The organism is Paractinoplanes bogorensis (assembly GCF_018829635.1).
GTDB classification, from domain to species: domain Bacteria; phylum Actinomycetota; class Actinomycetes; order Mycobacteriales; family Micromonosporaceae; genus Actinoplanes; species Actinoplanes bogorensis.
Map to the genome: position 1 here is coordinate 91,247 of NZ_JAHKKG010000012.1, position 16,892 is coordinate 108,138.

General features: G+C 67.7%; 16 protein-coding genes and 3 tRNA genes. All 19 read left to right on the forward strand.

The genetic code is table 11. From position 1 onward, the window contains the following. Window positions 1-75: 75 nt before the first annotated feature. The 19 genes from KOI35_RS34410 (at window position 76) to rpsG (ending at window position 16,808) form a co-directional block, all read left to right on the forward strand. Window positions 76-148: transfer RNA gene (locus KOI35_RS34410), tRNA-Thr, on the forward strand. 46 nt (window positions 149-194) lie between these two features. Beyond that, window positions 195-267 (forward strand) — tRNA-Met (locus KOI35_RS34415). Window positions 268-372: 105 nt separating this feature from the next. Beyond that, entirely contained in the window at window positions 373-540 is a 168-nt protein-coding gene (rpmG, locus tag KOI35_RS34420; protein ID WP_133873242.1) for a 50S ribosomal protein L33, read from the forward strand. Between the two features lie 78 nt (window positions 541-618). Further along, window positions 619-1,065, forward strand: coding sequence for a MaoC family dehydratase N-terminal domain-containing protein (locus KOI35_RS34425; RefSeq protein ID WP_215792880.1), 447 nt, complete (start codon window positions 619-621; stop codon window positions 1,063-1,065). Continuing rightward, window positions 1,065-1,460 (forward strand): MaoC family dehydratase, encoded by a 396-nt coding sequence (locus KOI35_RS34430; RefSeq protein WP_215792881.1) that lies wholly within the window; start codon window positions 1,065-1,067, stop codon window positions 1,458-1,460. The genes KOI35_RS34425 and KOI35_RS34430 overlap by 1 nt, the downstream gene beginning before the upstream one ends. Before the next feature lie 86 nt (window positions 1,461-1,546). Then, window positions 1,547-1,619 (forward strand) — tRNA-Trp (locus KOI35_RS34435). 102 nt (window positions 1,620-1,721) lie between these two features. Next, window positions 1,722-2,084: a preprotein translocase subunit SecE gene (secE, locus tag KOI35_RS34440; protein WP_215792882.1), complete on the forward strand. Its 363-nt coding sequence runs from the start codon at window positions 1,722-1,724 to the stop codon at window positions 2,082-2,084. A gap of 38 nt (window positions 2,085-2,122) precedes the next feature. Then, on the forward strand, window positions 2,123-2,884 hold the full coding sequence (nusG, locus tag KOI35_RS34445) for a transcription termination/antitermination protein NusG (protein WP_215792883.1): 762 nt from the start codon (window positions 2,123-2,125) through the stop codon (window positions 2,882-2,884). Window positions 2,885-2,952: 68 nt separating this feature from the next. Continuing rightward, window positions 2,953-3,663: a 50S ribosomal protein L1 gene (rplA, locus tag KOI35_RS34450; protein ID WP_215792884.1), complete on the forward strand. Its 711-nt coding sequence runs from the start codon at window positions 2,953-2,955 to the stop codon at window positions 3,661-3,663. Between the two features lie 61 nt (window positions 3,664-3,724). After that, complete coding sequence (locus KOI35_RS34455; protein WP_215792885.1) at window positions 3,725-4,552, forward strand: ATP-binding cassette domain-containing protein; 828 nt, start codon at window positions 3,725-3,727, stop codon at window positions 4,550-4,552. Next, window positions 4,549-5,229: a hypothetical protein gene (locus KOI35_RS34460; RefSeq protein WP_215792886.1), complete on the forward strand. Its 681-nt coding sequence runs from the start codon at window positions 4,549-4,551 to the stop codon at window positions 5,227-5,229. The genes KOI35_RS34455 and KOI35_RS34460 overlap by 4 nt, the downstream gene beginning before the upstream one ends. Before the next feature lie 400 nt (window positions 5,230-5,629). Beyond that, entirely contained in the window at window positions 5,630-6,175 is a 546-nt protein-coding gene (rplJ, locus tag KOI35_RS34465) for a 50S ribosomal protein L10 (protein ID WP_215792887.1), read from the forward strand. Between the two features lie 53 nt (window positions 6,176-6,228). Beyond that, entirely contained in the window at window positions 6,229-6,615 is a 387-nt protein-coding gene (rplL, locus tag KOI35_RS34470; protein ID WP_215792888.1) for a 50S ribosomal protein L7/L12, read from the forward strand. Window positions 6,616-7,218: 603 nt separating this feature from the next. Next, window positions 7,219-10,659 carry a DNA-directed RNA polymerase subunit beta gene (rpoB, locus tag KOI35_RS34475; RefSeq protein ID WP_215792889.1) on the forward strand — a complete coding sequence of 1,147 codons (3,441 nt, stop codon included), beginning with the start codon at window positions 7,219-7,221 and terminating at the stop codon, window positions 10,657-10,659. A gap of 87 nt (window positions 10,660-10,746) precedes the next feature. Further along, the gene (locus KOI35_RS34480; RefSeq protein WP_215792890.1) at window positions 10,747-14,637 is read left to right on the forward strand and encodes a DNA-directed RNA polymerase subunit beta'; all 3,891 of its coding nucleotides are present in this window, start codon (window positions 10,747-10,749) and stop codon (window positions 14,635-14,637) included. A gap of 111 nt (window positions 14,638-14,748) precedes the next feature. Then, on the forward strand, window positions 14,749-15,063 hold the full coding sequence (locus KOI35_RS34485) for a hypothetical protein (RefSeq protein ID WP_215793101.1): 315 nt from the start codon (window positions 14,749-14,751) through the stop codon (window positions 15,061-15,063). A 42-nt stretch (window positions 15,064-15,105) separates the two neighbouring features. Continuing rightward, complete coding sequence (locus tag KOI35_RS34490; protein ID WP_215792891.1) at window positions 15,106-15,576, forward strand: hypothetical protein; 471 nt, start codon at window positions 15,106-15,108, stop codon at window positions 15,574-15,576. Between the two features lie 385 nt (window positions 15,577-15,961). After that, entirely contained in the window at window positions 15,962-16,336 is a 375-nt protein-coding gene (gene rpsL / locus KOI35_RS34495) for a 30S ribosomal protein S12 (protein ID WP_014440718.1), read from the forward strand. Window position 16,337: 1 nt separating this feature from the next. Beyond that, window positions 16,338-16,808, forward strand: coding sequence for a 30S ribosomal protein S7 (rpsG, locus tag KOI35_RS34500; RefSeq protein WP_133873229.1), 471 nt, complete (start codon window positions 16,338-16,340; stop codon window positions 16,806-16,808). Window positions 16,809-16,892 lie beyond the last annotated feature (84 nt).

The following is a 16,892-nucleotide window of genomic DNA, read 5'->3' on the forward strand; positions in this document are numbered from 1 at the left end:
GGGGGAGTCGATTTCACCCCCCTGCCCGGGCCGTGTAAGCTTTCGACTGCGCAGCAAGCGAGCGATCGCGCGCAGGCCCCCTTAGCTCAGTCGGCAGAGCGTCTCCATGGTAAGGAGAAGGTCTACGGTTCGATTCCGTAAGGGGGCTCTACCGGGTTCGTTCCCGCCACAGGCGCTGGACTTGAGCCTGGCTCGGCGGTGTAGCTCAGATGGCAGAGCAAGCGGCTCATAATCGCTGTGTCGCCGGTTCAAGTCCGGCCACCGCTACTTTGCAAGAGGGGATCCCAGCCGGGGTCCCACTTTGCATGTCGGCGTCCTGACGAAGTAGTCTGGAGCGTCGTTTAAACCCCGTTAGCAGGAAGGCAACCCGTCGTGGCCAAGGCGACCGACGTCCGTCCGAAGATCACTTTGGCGTGCACGGAGTGCAAGGACCGGAACTACATCACCCGGAAGAACCGGCGTAACGACCCCGACCGGGTCGAGCTGAAGAAGTTCTGCCCGCGCGATGGCAAGCACACCCTGCACCGCGAGACCCGCTGACCTTTAAGACAACACCTGCGCCGTCCGGTCGAGTACCGGGCGGCGCAGAGTCGTTTCCGGGGCAGTAGTTTCTAGAGCATGCCCCTGGACCAGTCCTTCATCGGCCGCAGTTGGCCACCCACCGAGCCCTACCTGGTCGGTCGCGAAAAGATCCGGGAGTTCGCCCGGGCCATCGGCGCCACCGACGCGGAATATCACGACCCCGAGGCGGCCCGCGCGATCGGCTACGCCGACGTCGTCGCCCCGCCCACCTTCCCGGTCGTGATCACGATGACGTCCAGCCGGCAGATCATCGACGACCCGGCGCTGGGCCTGGACTACAGCCGCGTCGTGCACGGCGACCAGAAGTTCGCGTACACCCGCCCGGTCGTGGCCGGCGACGCGCTGGTCTGCGTCAACTCGGTCGACGACATCACCTCGCGCGGCGGGCACGACTTCCTGACCACCCGCACCGAGGTCTCCACGGCCGAGGGCGAGCCGGTCGTCACCGTGTGGTCCAAGCTCGTGCAGCGGGGAGAGCACTGATGAGCGACGAGCTGGAGCCGCAGACCTTCCGGATCACCCGGGCCGACCTGGTGCGCTACGCCGGCGCCTCGGGCGATTTCAACTTCATCCACTGGAGTGACCGGGTCGCCCAGAGCGTGGGCCTGCCCGGCGTCATCGCGCACGGCATGTTCACCATGGCCCTGGTCGGCCGGGCGGTCACCGCGTGGGCCGGCGCCCCCGACGCGGTCGTGGAATACAGCGTGCGGTTCTCCCGCCCGGTGCCGGTTCCCGACACCGACGAGGGCACCGAGGTGGTCGTCACCGGCACGGTCAAGGGAACCACCGACGAGGGCCACACGAAACTCGCGCTGACCGCCACCTGCCAGGGCGAAAAGGTCCTCTCGATGGCGACGGCGACGATCCGGAAACGCTGAGTCGGGGCCGGGTTGGGCGAACCTGGTGTGAACCCGTACACTGGTGCGCCGTGGGGCTCCCCCGATAATGGGGTGTGGCTTCACATAGGGGTGTAGCTCAATTGGCAGAGCAGCGGTCTCCAAAACCGCAGGCTGCAGGTTCAAGTCCTGTCACCCCTGCGCAATCCTCCTAGACGTGCCCGCCCGGTGCGCGGTCCGCACGACCTCCGCCGCCGGTGAGCGCCGACAGGGGACCCCCACCGATGACGGAAGTAGGGCGCCATGGCCGACAGGAACCGACCCGGTGACGCCGGCGACCCTGCCGACGACGAGGTGTTCGACGAAGCCGTCGAGGACGACAACGACGCGACCGACGCCGATGAGCCGGTAGGCCGCGGCGGAACCGCCCTCGCCGAGCGGTCGGCCAAGCCGAAGAAGGAGGTCCGCCGGACCGGCTTCTTCGGTCGCATCGGTGGTTTCTTCCGTGAGGTCGTCAGCGAACTGCGTAAGGTCATCTGGCCCACGCGCAAGGAACTGCTGACCTACACGACGATCGTGATCGTCTTCGTGGCGGTCATGACCACGATCGTCGGCCTGCTGGACCTGGGCCTGGGCAAGGCCATCCTCTGGGCGTTCGGCGGCTGACGCCGCCCCCGAGAAGACATAGCTGGAAGTGAGCGAGCGTGCCTGAGTACGACGACGAGACCGCGAAGGTGACCGACGAGCAGTCGTCGGTGGCCACGGCGGACACCGACGAGTCGGTCGAGGCCGCTGATTCGCTGGAGGTCGAGGCCGAGGAGACCGTCGAGGAGCCGGCCCCGGTCGCCACGGTGAACCCCGAGGACGACCCCGACTACGACCCGGTACAGGAGCTTCGGCAGAAGCTGCGCTACGCGCCGGGCGACTGGTACGTCGTGCACTCCTACGCGGGTTACGAGAACAAGGTCAAGACCAACCTCGAGACCCGCATCACGAGCCTCGACATGGAGGATTTCATCTTCCAGGTCGAGGTCCCGACCCGCGAAGAGGTCGAGGTCAAGGGCGGCAAGCGCGTCCAGGTCAACAACAAGGTCTTCCCGGGCTACATCCTGGTCCGCATGGACCTGTCGCCCGAGTCCTACTCCTGCGTGCGCAACACGCCCGGTGTGACCGGCTTCGTGGGCGCGACCGACCGGGTCGACCGGCCGGCCCCGCTCTCGCTCGACGAGGTGCTGAAGTGGCTGGCACCGGCCGTCGAGCAGGAGGAGAAGAAGGCCAAGCCCGAGATCAAGGTGCTCGACTTCGAGGTCGGCGACTCGGTCACGGTGACCGACGGCGCGTTCGCCTCGCTGCCCGCCTCGATCAGCGAAATTAATGCCGACCAGCAGAAGTTGAAGGTTCTGGTCTCCATCTTCGGCCGTGAGACGCCGGTGGAGCTGAACTTCAACCAGGTCGCCAAGATCTGACAAGCACGTCAGTGGGAGGGCCCGGTAAACCAAGACGGGCCCGCCATCTACCACAGGAGTAAGTGAACATGCAGCGCAGCAAGGGCTACCGCAAGGGCGCCGAGACGATCGACGCCAACAAGCTCTACGAGCCCGCCGAGGCGGTCAAGCTGGCCAAGGAGGCCAGCCCGACCAAGTTCGACGCCACCGTCGAGGTCGCCATGCGTCTGGGCGTCGACCCGCGTAAGGCCGACCAGATGGTTCGCGGCACGGTCAACCTGCCGCACGGCACCGGCAAGACCGCCCGCGTCATCGTCTTCGCCCAGGGCGCCAAGGCCGAAGAGGCCGTCGCGGCCGGCGCCGACGAGGTCGGCACCGACGAGCTCGTCGCCCGCATCCAGGGTGGCTGGCTCGACTTCGACGCCGCCATCGCCACGCCCGACCAGATGGCCAAGATCGGTCGCATCGCCCGCATCCTCGGCCCGCGTGGTCTCATGCCCAACCCGAAGACCGGCACGGTGACCATGGACGTCACCAAGGCGGTCAACGAGATCAAGGGCGGCAAGATCACCTTCCGGGTCGACAAGCACTCGAACCTGCACCTGATCATCGGCAAGGCGTCGTTCAGCGAGCAGCAGCTCGTCGAGAACTACGGCGCCGTGCTCGACGAGGTGCTGCGGGCCAAGCCGTCCGCGGCCAAGGGCAAGTACCTCAGGAAGGTCACCGTCACCACCACCATGGGCCCCGGCGTGCCGGTCGACCCGAACGTGGTCAAGGGCCTGACCAGCACCGAGGCCTGATCGGTTTTCGCAAGGCCCCCGGGGGACACCCCGGGGGCTTTTTGTATGGCAAGGTTCCGTCGTGCGTTTCGACGGAGTGTGGTTCCGCTACGGCCGCCGCGCCGACTGGACGCTGCGAGAGGTCGATGCCGCGGTCGAGCCCGGCCAGACGGTCGTGGTGCTGGGCCGCAACGGCGCCGGCAAGTCCACGCTCCTGCAGCTCGCCGCCGGCGTCCTGCGTCCGTCCCGCGGCGTCGTGCGCGACCGCCCGCCGATCGTGGGCTGGGTGCCCGAGCGATTCCCGGCCGACCAGCCGTTCACCGCGGGCGACTATCTGCACCGCATGGCCGAGCTACGAGGCCACGATCCGGGCGAGGCCGACCAGTGGATCGAGCGGTTGCTGCTCACCGCGCACACCGGCACCCGGCTCAGCGATCTCTCGAAGGGCACCGCGCAGAAGGTCGGTCTGGCCCAGGCCCTGATCGCCCGCCCCGGCCTGCTCATTCTCGATGAGCCGTGGGAGGGTCTCGACGCGGTCGCGCGCACCCTCGTCCCCGAGATCGTCGCCGAGGTGACCGCGGCCGGCGGCATGGTGCTGCTCAGCGACCATCGCGGCGAGACCGCCCATCTGCCCGGGGCCATCCACTGGCAGGTCGCCGAGGGCACTCTCGCGCCCGCCGAGCCGCCTCCGCCACCCGCGCACGACCAGGTCGTCATCGAGATCACCGTGCCGCGCGCCGCCGTGGACGAGACGGTGGTCCGGCTGAGAGCTCAGGGTCACGCTGTTTCTTCCGTACGCGACGTCTCCGCCCCCAACCGCACCGAGCCCGTCCCGGGCCCGACGGCATCTATCACCCCGGGCGGGGCGAACGCCCGCAAGGCCGCCGACGGCTCATGGGAGCGCGGATGAGTCCCCTGATCCGCATGCGCCTCGCCGGTTTCCTGCGCGGCGGCCGGATGCTGCCGCCTGCCATCGCCGTTCTGGTCGTCCTCGGCGTCATTTACGGCGGGGGAGCGTCCCCGGCGGCGGTGGCCTACGGCTACTCGGCGGCCGCCCTGTTCCCGGTGCTGGCCTGGCAGACCAAGCTCCTGCTGGACACCGAGCCCGACGTGCAGCGCCGCCTGGCGAGGGTCGCGGTCGGCGCCCGCACCGAGGCCACCGCCGGCCTGCTCGCCGCCGCCGTGCTCGCGCTGGTCGTCTGCGCCCTGGCCATGGGCGCCCCCTGGCTGTTCAACGGCATCGACACCACCAAGGCGCTCGGTCCCGGCGTCGCGCTGGGCGTCCTGGCCCACCTGCTCGCCGTCCCGCCCGCCATCGCCGTGGGCGCTCTGGCCAGCCGCGCCGTGACCCGGGGCGTCCGCAACGGCGTCGCCGTGCTGGTCACCGCCGCCGTCCTGGTCGTGGTGCTGGGCCTGCAGGGCTCGGTCGCCCCGTGGCTGGTCCCGCCGGTCATGGCCACCGCGCGGGCTCTCAGCGGCCGGGAGCTGCCCGGCGCACCCGCACTGGCTCTGCTCACCGGCTGGGCCGCGCTCTGGTGCGCCGCCGCCCTGCTCGGATACGCCCAGCTCCGCCGCTCTCGTTCATAGCCCCGCAGCCTGCCAGCTACCGCAGCCCCGGTCACCGCACCCTGTGGACAACCCGACGCCCTGTGGATAACCCGGCCGACACAACCGCCCCACTGTTTAGGGTGGAGGCCCCCCGGTCGGGTGGGTTGGGCACGTGACCCGGCCGATTTGGCGGTTGCAGCACCGTCGCGTACTCTTGCGAATCGAAGTTCCACCCATAGACCGCTGGTCGCCGTGGCTGCCCCTTAGCCACGGTCGAAGGTCCCGCACAATGCGGGCGGCCCGCGCAGGGGAGAACGGTTCGTGACTGCGCCTTGACCATTCAGGCCGATCCCGCCCCGTGCGCCCTGCGCCGGGGCGTTTCTCATTTTGCTCCTCCTTCACTCTCGACCAGCGGTTCGAGCACTGAGAGAGGAGGGACATGGCGGACAAGCCGGTCCGGGCCGACAAGGCCAGCGCCGTTGCTGAGCTGACGGACGATTTCCGCAACTCGTCGGCCACCGTGCTGACCGAGTACCGCGGTCTCACGGTCAAGCAGCTCACCGAGCTGCGCCGTTCGCTGGGTAGCGACACCAAGTACGCGGTGTCGAAGAACACCCTGGCGAAGCGTGCCGCAACTGACGCGGGCATCGAGGGCCTCGACAACCTGTTTGCCGGTCCTACCGCGCTCGCTTTCATCAGCGGCGACCCGGTCGAGGCGGCCAAGGGCCTTCGGGCTTTCGCCAAGGCCAACCCCGTCCTGGTCATCAAGGGCGGTGTTTTCGAGGGCAAGGCGATCTCGGCGGATGACGTCAACAAGATCGCTGACCTCGAGTCGCGTGAGGTTCTGCTGGCCAAGCTGGCCGGCGCCATGAAGGGCAACCTGGCCAAGGCCGTGGGCACGTTCCAGGCCCCGCTGGCCCAGGTGGCACGCCTCGCGGCCGCTCTTCAGGAGAAGCGCGAGAAGGACGGTCCCGCGGAGGCCTGAGCCACCGCGCACCAGTACGACTTTTCATAAGAAGCTAGGAAAGGTTGCCAGATATGGCGAAGCTCAGCACCGACGAGCTGCTCGACGCGTTCAAGGAAATGACGCTCATCGAGCTGTCGGAGTTCGTGAAGCAGTTCGAGGACGTCTTCGACGTCAAGGCGGCTGCCCCGGTTGCCGTCGCGGCTGCCCCCGGTGGCGGCGGCGCTGCCCCCGAGGCCGAGGCCGAGAAGGACTCGTTCGACGTCGTCCTCGAGGCCGACGGTGGCAAGAAGATCCAGGTCATCAAGGTCGTGCGTGAGCTGACCGGCCTGGGCCTCAAGGAGGCCAAGGACGCCGTCGAGTCCGCCCCCAAGGCGATCCTCGAGGGTGTCAACAAGGAGAAGGCCGAGGCCGCCAAGGCCAAGCTCGAGGGCGAAGGCGCCAAGGTCACCCTCAAGTGATCTAACGCTCCACTGCTTTCTCTTGCGAATGGCGGGGACCCCGTGACGGGGTTCCCGCCATTTGTATCTTTCCCCTGTCGTCCCAGGTCAGAGCATTGATGCCGGCTGTCCGGCTCCCGACGTACAAAGCGGGGCCAATCGGGCAAGCCGTGGAGTATGGTCGCTAGAGCGCGCCGGGTGGGCGACGGTGAGAAGTCGACCCGCGCCGCAGGCCTTGACTGTGTGTCCCCTGACAGGCACGCTGACAGCAGCAAGTTTCCGCGCTTGCGACAGCCGCCCCGCGGGCACACCGGTTTCGGCCGGGTCCTGTGGCTAGGCACCAGAGGGAGAGTTGCCGCGTTCCGAGCGGCCCCGCACGACGGTTCTGACCTAGAGATGCGCAGGTCAGAGGCCGGCGGGGACACGTTCCGCAGGCCCCCTCAGGTGTGGGCTGGACAGCGGTTAGCCGAGCGGCTACACTGCTAGTTTGCGCTGCCTTCTGTCTTGAGCCCTGTCGGGACATCCATCCGGATGAATTCCTGGGGGCTCGTCAGAGTGCACGCAGACAGTTGCATACCGCAGCTGCAGCCGCATCAGCAGCACCGGTCCTCGGAAGGACGCATCTTGGCAGCTTCCCGCCCTGCGAAGACCAGCCGTACGTCGAGCGCTTACGCACCCCGCCGTGTCTCTTTCGGCAGGATCACCGAGCAACTTGAGGTCCCCAACCTCCTTGCCCTCCAGACGGAGTCCTTCGACTGGCTGGTCGGGAACGAGGCTTGGCAGGCCCGGTCGACGGACGACCCGCACGCCCACTCGGGCCTCGCAGAGATCCTCGAAGAGATCAGTCCCATTGAGGACTTCTCCGGCACCATGTCGCTGTCCTTCTCGTCACCCCGATTCGACGAGGTCAAGGCCTCGATCGAGGAGTGCAAAGAGAAGGATCTGACCTACTGCGCGCCGCTGTTCGTGACCGCGGAGTTCACCAACAACACGACTGGCGAGATCAAGAGCCAGACCGTGTTCATGGGTGACTTCCCGATGATGACCCCCAAGGGGACGTTCGTCATCAACGGCACGGAGCGCGTCGTGGTGAGCCAGCTCGTCCGTTCGCCGGGCGTGTACTTCACCAAGGAGCCGGACAAGACCTCCGACCGCGACCTCTCCAGCGTCAAGGTCATCCCCAGCCGGGGTGCCTGGCTGGAGTTCGACATCGACAAGCGCGACACCGTGGGTGTCCGGATCGACCGCAAGCGCCGGCAGGCCGTCACCGTCCTGCTCAAGGCGATCGGCTGGTCGGCCGACCAGATCCGCGAGCGGTTCGGGTGGTCCGAACTGCTCATGACCACCCTCGAGAAGGACCACATCGCCGGGCAGGACGAGGCCCTGCTCGACATCTACCGCAAGCTCCGCCCTGGCGAGCCCCCGACCCGGGAGAACGCGCAGACCCTGCTCGACAACCTCTTCTTCAACCCGAAGAGGTACGACGTCGCCAAGGTCGGCCGTTACAAGTTCAACAAGAAGCTGGACATCGACGTTCCGATCGTCCGCGGCACGTTGACCGAGGAAGACATCGTCAAGACCGTCGAGTACCTCGCCCGGCTGCACGCCGGTGAAGAGGGCTACGAGGCCGACGACATCGACCACTTCGGCAACCGCCGCCTGCGTACGGTCGGCGAGCTCATCCAGAACCAGGTCCGCGTCGGCCTGTCCCGGATGGAGCGCGTCGTCCGCGAGCGCATGACGACCCAGGACGTCGAGGCGATCACGCCGCAGACCCTGATCAACATCCGTCCCGTGGTGGCGGCGATCAAGGAGTTCTTCGGTACGTCGCAGCTGTCGCAGTTCATGGACCAGACCAACCCGCTCGCGGGTCTGACCCACCGTCGCCGCCTGTCGGCGCTCGGCCCGGGTGGTCTGTCCCGTGAGCGGGCCGGCTTCGAGGTCCGCGACGTGCACCCGTCCCACTACGGCCGGATGTGCCCGATCGAGACGCCCGAGGGCCCGAACATCGGTCTGATCGGCGCGCTCTCGACGTTCGCGCGGGTCAACCCGTTCGGCTTCATCGAGACCCCGTACCGCAAGGTCGAGGCCGGTGTCGTCACCGACGAGGTGCACTACCTCACGGCCGACGAGGAAGACCGTTACATCAAGGCGCAGGCGAACGCCACGCTGAAGAGTGACGGCACCTTCGCCGACGACCGCGTCCTGGTCCGCCGGAAGGGCGGTGAGGTCGACTACGTGCCCGGCACCGAGGTCGACTACATGGACGTGTCGCCGCGTCAGATGACGTCGGTCGCGACCGCGATGATTCCGTTCCTCGAGCACGACGACGCCAACCGCGCCCTCATGGGTGCGAACATGCAGCGTCAGGCCGTGCCGCTGGTCAAGGCGGAGTCGCCGCTGGTCGGCACCGGCATGGAGTACCGCGCCGCGGTCGACGCCGGTGACGTGGTCGTGGCCGAGGTCGGCGGAGTGGTCGAAGACCTGTGCGCCGACTACGTCACGGTCCACCAGGACGACGGCCACCGCCGCACGTACCTGCTGCACAAGTTCCGCCGCTCCAACGCCGGCTCCTGCGTCAACCAGAAGCCGGTCGTGTTCGAGGGTGACCGGGTCGAAGCCGGCCAGGTCATCGCCGACGGCCCGTGCACCGACGAGGGGGAGATGGCCCTCGGCCGCAACCTGCTCGTCGCGTTCATGTGCTGGGAGGGCCACAACTACGAGGACGCGATCATCCTGTCGCAGCGCCTCGTGCAGCAGGACGTCCTCACCTCGATCCACATCGAGGAGCACGAGGTCGACGCCCGGGACACCAAGCTCGGCCCGGAGGAGATCACCCGCGACATCCCCAACGTCAGCGAGGAAATGCTCGCCGACCTGGACGAGCGGGGCATCATCCGGATCGGTGCCGAGGTCGTCCCCGGCGACATCCTGGTCGGCAAGGTCACGCCCAAGGGCGAGACCGAGCTGACCCCCGAGGAGCGCCTGCTCCGCGCGATCTTCGGTGAGAAGGCCCGGGAAGTCCGGGACACCTCGCTGAAGGTGCCGCACGGTGAGACCGGCACGGTCATCGGCGTCCGCACGTTCTCGCGTGAGGACGGCGACGAGCTGCCCCCGGGCGTGAACGAGCTCGTCCGGGTCTACGTGGCCCAGAAGCGCAAGATCCAGGACGGTGACAAGCTCGCGGGCCGCCACGGCAACAAGGGCGTCATCTCCAAGATCCTGCCGGTCGAGGACATGCCGTTCCTCGAGGACGGCACCCCGGTCGACATCGTGCTCAACCCGCTCGGTGTGCCCTCGCGTATGAACATCGGCCAGGTTCTGGAGACCCACCTCGGGTGGATCGCCAAGACCGGCTGGGAGGTCGAGGGCGACGACACCGAGTGGAAGCGCCAGCTGCGCGCGATCGAGGCGCACGAGTCCCCCAAGGACTCGAACGTCGCGACCCCCGTCTTCGACGGTGCGCAGGAAGAGGAGATCAAGGGTCTCCTAGAGTCGACGCTGGTCAACCGCGACGGTAAGCGGCTGGTCAACGGTGACGGCAAGGCGCAGCTGTTCGACGGTCGTTCCGGCGAGCCGCTGCCTGACCCCGTCTCGGTCGGCTACGTGTACATCCTCAAGCTGAACCACCTGGTCGACGACAAGATTCACGCTCGGTCGACCGGCCCGTACTCGATGATCACGCAGCAGCCGCTGGGTGGTAAGGCGCAGTTCGGTGGCCAGCGGTTCGGCGAGATGGAGTGCTGGGCGATGCAGGCCTACGGCGCCGCATACGCGCTGCAGGAACTGCTCACCATCAAGTCCGACGACGTCCTCGGTCGCGTGAAGGTCTACGAGGCCATCGTCAAGGGCGAGAACATCCCGGAGCCGGGAATCCCCGAGTCCTTCAAGGTGCTTCTCAAGGAACTCCAGTCGCTGTGCCTGAACGTCGAGGTGCTCTCCAGCGACGGTGTGGCCCTCGAGATGCGCGAGACGGACGACGAGGTCTTCCGGGCCGCGGAGGAACTCGGTATCGACCTGTCGCGGCGCCCGAACGAGGGCGTCAGCAGCGTCGAAGAGATCTGACGGAAGCGTCCCGGGGTGTGAAAGCCCCGGGACGCCAACCGCCGGCCTGGAACCCATCCGAGCAATGAAATACGAGGGATAGACCAAGTGCTCGACGTCAACTTCTTCGACGAGTTGCGCATCGGCCTGGCCACCGCTGACGACATCCGGCAGTGGTCGCACGGCGAGGTCAAGAAGCCCGAGACGATCAACTACCGCACGCTCAAGCCCGAGAAGGACGGACTCTTCTGCGAGAAGATCTTCGGTCCTCAGCGGGACTGGGAGTGCTACTGCGGCAAGTACAAGCGGGTCCGGTTCAAGGGCATCATCTGTGAGCGCTGCGGCGTCGAGGTGACCCGGTCCAAGGTCCGCCGTGAGCGCATGGGTCACATCGAGCTGGCCGCGTCGGTCACGCACATCTGGTACTTCAAGGGTGTGCCGAGCCGGCTGGGCTACCTGCTCGACCTCGCGCCCAAGGATCTCGAGAAGATCATTTACTTCGCCTCGTACGTGATCACGAGCGTGGACGCCGAAGCGCGTCACCGCGACCTGTCCACGATCGAGAACGAGATCTTCGCCGAGAAGCGCCAGTCCGAGAACAGCCGTGACTCCGAGATCGAGAAGCGGGCCGCGAAGCTGGAGCAGGACCTCTCGGAGCTCGAGGCCGAGGGTGCCAAGGCCGACGTGCGCCGCAAGGTCAAGGAAGCCGGCGAGCGCGAGATGCGCCAGATCCGGGACAAGGCGCAGCGCGAGATCGACCGTCTCGACGAGGTGCTCGACACCTTCCGCAAGCTCGACTCCAAGCAGCTGGTCACCGACGAGCTGCTCTACCGCGAGCTGCGCGACCGCTTCGGTGAGTACTTCACCGGTGGCATGGGTGCCGAGGCGATCAAGGCGCTGCTGACGAACATGGACCTGGACGCCGAGGCCGAAAACCTGCGCGAGATCATTCGCACCGGTAAGGGCCAGCGCAAGATCCGTGCCCTGAAGCGCCTCAAGGTCGTCGCCGCGTTCCTGAACACGCGCAACTCGCCGCTCGGCATGGTCCTGGACTGCGTCCCGGTCATCCCGCCGGACCTGCGCCCGATGGTGCAGCTCGACGGTGGCCGCTTCGCCACGTCCGACCTGAACGACCTGTACCGCCGCGTGATCAACCGGAACAACCGCCTCAAGCGACTGATCGACCTCGGCGCGCCCGAGATCATCGTCAACAACGAGAAGCGGATGCTGCAGGAGGCCGTCGACGCACTGTTCGACAACGGCCGCCGCGGCCGGCCGGTGACGGGTCCGGGTAACCGCCCGCTCAAGTCGCTGTCCGACATGCTCAAGGGCAAGCAGGGCCGGTTCCGTCAGAACCTGCTCGGCAAGCGCGTCGACTACTCCGGCCGTTCGGTCATCGTCGTCGGCCCGCGCCTCAAGCTGCACCAGTGCGGTCTGCCCAAGCAGATGGCGCTGGAGCTGTTCAAGCCGTTCGTGATGAAGCGCCTGGTCGACCTGAACCACGCGCAGAACATCAAGTCGGCCAAGCGCATGGTCGAGCGTCAGCGGCCGGTCGTGTGGGACGTCCTCGAAGAGGTCATCAGCGAGCACCCGGTGCTGCTGAACCGCGCGCCGACCCTGCACCGCCTGGGCATCCAGGCCTTCGAGCCGCAGCTGGTCGAGGGCAAGGCGATCCAGATCCACCCGCTCGTCTGTACGGCGTTCAACGCCGACTTCGACGGTGACCAGATGGCGGTGCACGTGCCGCTGTCGGCCGAAGCGCAGGCCGAGGCCCGGATCCTGATGCTCTCGTCGAACAACATCCTCAAGCCGGCCGACGGCAAGCCGGTCACCATGCCGACCCAGGACATGGTCATCGGTCTGTACTACCTGACCCACCAGACGCCCGGCACCAAGGGCGAGGGACGGGTGTTCAGCTCGGACGCCGAGGCGCGGATGGCCTTCGACAACGGCGAACTGCACCTGCAGGCGCCCGTCAAGATCCGCCTCCAGGAAGTCATCGGGGTCGACAACGGCGCCAAGGGTGACAAGTGGGAGGCGCCCGAGGACTGGACCGAGGGGCAGCCGCTGCTCGTCGAGACCACCCTCGGCCGGGTCATCTTCAACGAGACGCTGCCCCCGGGCTACCGCTTCGTGAACTACGAGATCCGCAAGGGTCAGCTGTCGGCGATCGTCAACGACCTCGCCGAGCGCTTCCCCAAGGTGGCCCTCGCGGCGACCCTGGACGCGCTCAAGGAGGCCGGTTTCCACTGGGCCACCTGGTCCGGCGTGACCATCGGCATGGGCGACGTCATCGGCCCTCCGCGCAAGCCGGAGATCCTGGCCCGCTACCAGGTCGAGGCCGACCGCATCGACAAGCAGTACCAGCGTGGTCTGATGACCGCCGAGGAGCGTCGCGGCGAGCTCATCGAGATCTGGACCAAGGCGACCAACGAGATCTCCAAGGAGATGGAGAACTCTCTGCCGCACGAGAACCCGCTCTGGGTCATGATCAACTCGGGCGCGCGCGGCAACCTGCTCCAGCTCCGCCAGATCGCGGCCATCCGAGGCCTGGTGGCCAACCCCAAGGGCGAGATCATCCCGCGGCCGATCACCTCGTCGTACCGCGAGGGTCTGACCGTGCTGGAGTACTTCATCTCCACCCACGGTGCCCGTAAGGGTCTGGCCGACACCGCGCTGCGTACCGCCGACTCGGGTTACCTGACCCGTCGTCTGGTGGACGTCTCGCAGGACGTCATCATCCGCGAGGAGGACTGCGGCACCGACCGCGCGATCCCGATGCAGGTGGGCGAGCGCGAGGCGGACGGCACGCTGGTCGTGCACGTCCACGCGGAGACCGGTGTGCACGCCCGCACGCTGGCCGACGACATCAAGGACGCCAACGGCAACCTGGTCGTCGCCCGCGGCTCGGACCTCAACTCGATCCTGGTCGACCTGCTGGTCGCGGCCGGCGTCGAGAACGTCCGGGTGCGCTCGGTGCTGACCTGTGAGTCGAAGCTCGGCGTGTGTGCGGCCTGCTACGGCCGTTCGCTGCCGACCGGCAAGTCGGTCGACATCGGCGAGGCGGTCGGCATCATCGCCGCCCAGTCCATCGGTGAGCCGGGTACGCAGCTGACGATGCGTACCTTCCACACCGGTGGTGTCGCGGGTGAGGACATCACCCAGGGTCTGCCGCGTGTGCAGGAGATCTTCGAGGCCCGCGTGCCCAAGGGCAAGGCGCCCATCGCCGACACCCCGGGACGCATCCGCATCGAGGACGGCGAGCGCTCGCGCAAGATCATCGTGGTGCCGGACGACGGCAGCGACGAGATCGTCTACGACAAGATCTCGAAGCGCGTCAAGCTCCGTGCCCACGACGGCGACCACGTCGGCGTCGGCGAGAAGCTGACCGAGGGCACCATCGACCCGCACGAGCTTCTGCGGATCATGGGTCCGCGGGCGGTCCAGGTCCACCTGACCAGTGAGGTCCAGGAGGTCTACCGCTCGCAGGGTGTGCTCATCCACGACAAGCACATCGAGATCATCATCCGCCAGATGCTGAAGCGGGTGACGGTCATCGACTCGGGCGCCGCGGAGTTCCTTCCCGGCGTGCTGGTCGACCGGGCGCTCTTCGAGTCGGAGAACCGCCGGATCGTGGGCGAGGGTGGCGAGCCCGCCGCCGGTCGCCCGGTGCTGATGGGTATCACCAAGGCCTCGCTGGCCACCGACTCCTGGCTCTCGGCGGCCTCCTTCCAGGAGACCACCCGGGTGCTGACCGACGCGGCGATCAACTCGCGCAGCGACTCGCTGGTCGGCCTCAAGGAGAACGTGATCATCGGTAAGCTCATCCCGGCCGGTACCGGTATCTCCAAGTACCGCAACATCCGGGTCGAGCCGACCGAGGAGGCCAAGGCCAAGGTCTACTCGATGACCGGGTACCCGGAGACCGACTACGGCTTCGGGCCGGCCAGCGGGCAGGCTGTGCCGCTGGACGACTTCGACTTCGGGTCGTACCGCTAAGGCTGTATGAACGGAAGGGCGGTCGCGCGCTGCGCGGCCGCCCTTCTGTTGTCTCTCTGTCTCTAGGATGGTCTGGTGACCCACCCCGCGGCCGTGCCCACCCGCCACCCGATGGATCCGGATCCGGAGCCCTCGTCCAAGGCGCGGGCGGTCTTCGCGCTGGGCCTGGTGGGCTTCCTGACCGGTGTGTTCGTCGGCGGGGTGATCCCGGCCACCGTCGCGCTCGTGCTCTCCCGTCAGACCGCGCGGCAGGCGTACGAGGCGAAGGGTTATCTGACCGGCTCGGCCTGGATCCGCCGGGGCCGCCGCCTGGCCTGGGCGGGCATCGTCCTGGCTCTGACGTCGCTGGTGGTGGCGTCGATCGCCGGTCTGCTGCACCTGGCCGGCGCACCCGGTGGCCCCGACTTCTCGCCCGGAACGGATTGATGCGGGGTGCGGGCGGCATCGTCCGAGTGACATGCTCTTGATATGACCGTGCCACCCCCGCCGCCGGCGCACTATCCGCCCGCCGTGCCCCCGCCGCCGCCCTCGGGCCGGTGGCGCCCGGAGCGGGTCGACGCCCTGCCCGGCACGGAGTTCGGCCTGGTCCAGCTGCGGGTCGAACCGATCACCTCGGGCCTGGCCATCGGGTCGCTCATCGCCGGCATCGGCTCGATTCTCGTCTCGGTGCTCGTGCTCTGCTTCGGCGTGGCCGGCTCCACGGGTGGCTGGGGCGGCTGGGTCTCGGGCGCCTTCACCCTGCTCAGCGTGCTTGTCGGTGGGGGTGCGATCGCCCTCGGCGTGGTCGCCCGCCGGCAGATCCGCGGGTCGGGCCGGACCGGCCAGGTGCGGTTCACCGGCGCCGGACTGGGTATGGCGGGGATCGTGTGCGGATGCGCCGGCGCGGGAATTGCTCTGCTGTCCCTCGCGTTGACTCTGGTGTTGCAACTGTCGGCCTGAGGCCGGATCTGGTACCGCGGCGTTGCTTCCGTGAGGCACCCGGTACACTTGTATCGGAGATATCCGTCGCGCGGTCCCCGGGCTCATTTTGACCTGGGTGCTCGAGGTGGGTAATCTTCTCCCTCGTGCCCGAGCTTGCTCGGGCAACTCGTGCGTGCGCCCCAGTTGCGACTGGGCGGCGCTCGCCGAGCCGGTGCCCATCGCGGCATCGACAAAGACAGAACCCGGGGCACGCAACAAGCGTGCGGCGGGACCGTGAGCCGGACGACACGCCCGACCGCGGGTGCCGGACAACTCTCCGCGAGGGAGAGCTGACCAGCACACAAAAGGCAGAAACAGACGGTGCGGCCGCCTAGGAAGCGGCCGAAGGGAGCGGAGAAACCCGGTGCCCACGATCCAGCAGCTGGTCCGAAAGGGCCGCCAGGCGAAGACGAGCAAGACCAAGACGCCGGCGCTGAAGGGAAGTCCTCAGCGGCGCGGCGTGTGCACGCGCGTGTACACCACCACCCCCAAGAAGCCGAACTCCGCGCTGCGCAAGGTCGCTCGTGTGAAGCTCAGCAGCCAGATCGAGGTGACGGCGTACATCCCCGGCGTCGGCCACAACCTGCAGGAGCACTCGATCGTGCTCGTGCGCGGCGGTCGTGTGAAGGACCTCCCGGGCGTCCGCTACAAGATCGTCCGTGGTTCGCTGGACACCCAGGGTGTCCGCAACCGCAAGCAGGCTCGCAGCCGTTACGGCGCGAAGAAGGAGAAGAGCTGACATGCCGCGCAAGGGCCCCGCTCCGCGCCACCCAGTGGTCGCGGACCCGGTTTACAACTCGCCGCTGGTGACCCAGCTGGTCAACAAGATCCTGGTCGGCGGCAAGCGTCAGCTCGCTGAGCGCATTGTGTACGGAGCCCTCGAGGGCTGCCGTGAGAAGAACGGCACCGACCCCGTGGTGACGCTCAAGCGCGCCATGGACAACGTCAAGCCGACCCTCGAGGTCCGCAGCCGCCGCGTCGGTGGCGCGACCTACCAGGTGCCGGTCGAGGTGCGTACCCCGCGCCAGACCACCCTGGGTCTCCGCTGGCTGGTGCAGTACTCCAAGGCCCGCCGCGAGAAGACCATGATCGAGCGCCTCCAGAACGAGCTGCTCGACGCCAGCAACGGCCTCGGCGCCGCGGTCAAGCGTCGCGAGGACACTCACAAGATGGCGGAGTCCAACAAGGCCTTCGCGCACTACCGCTGGTAAGACCCCGCTGCTGCCGGCCCGGTGCTGAACCGGGCCGCGGCGCAAGTCGTACCGGTCCACGAGACGACGACGAAGAAAAGTAGG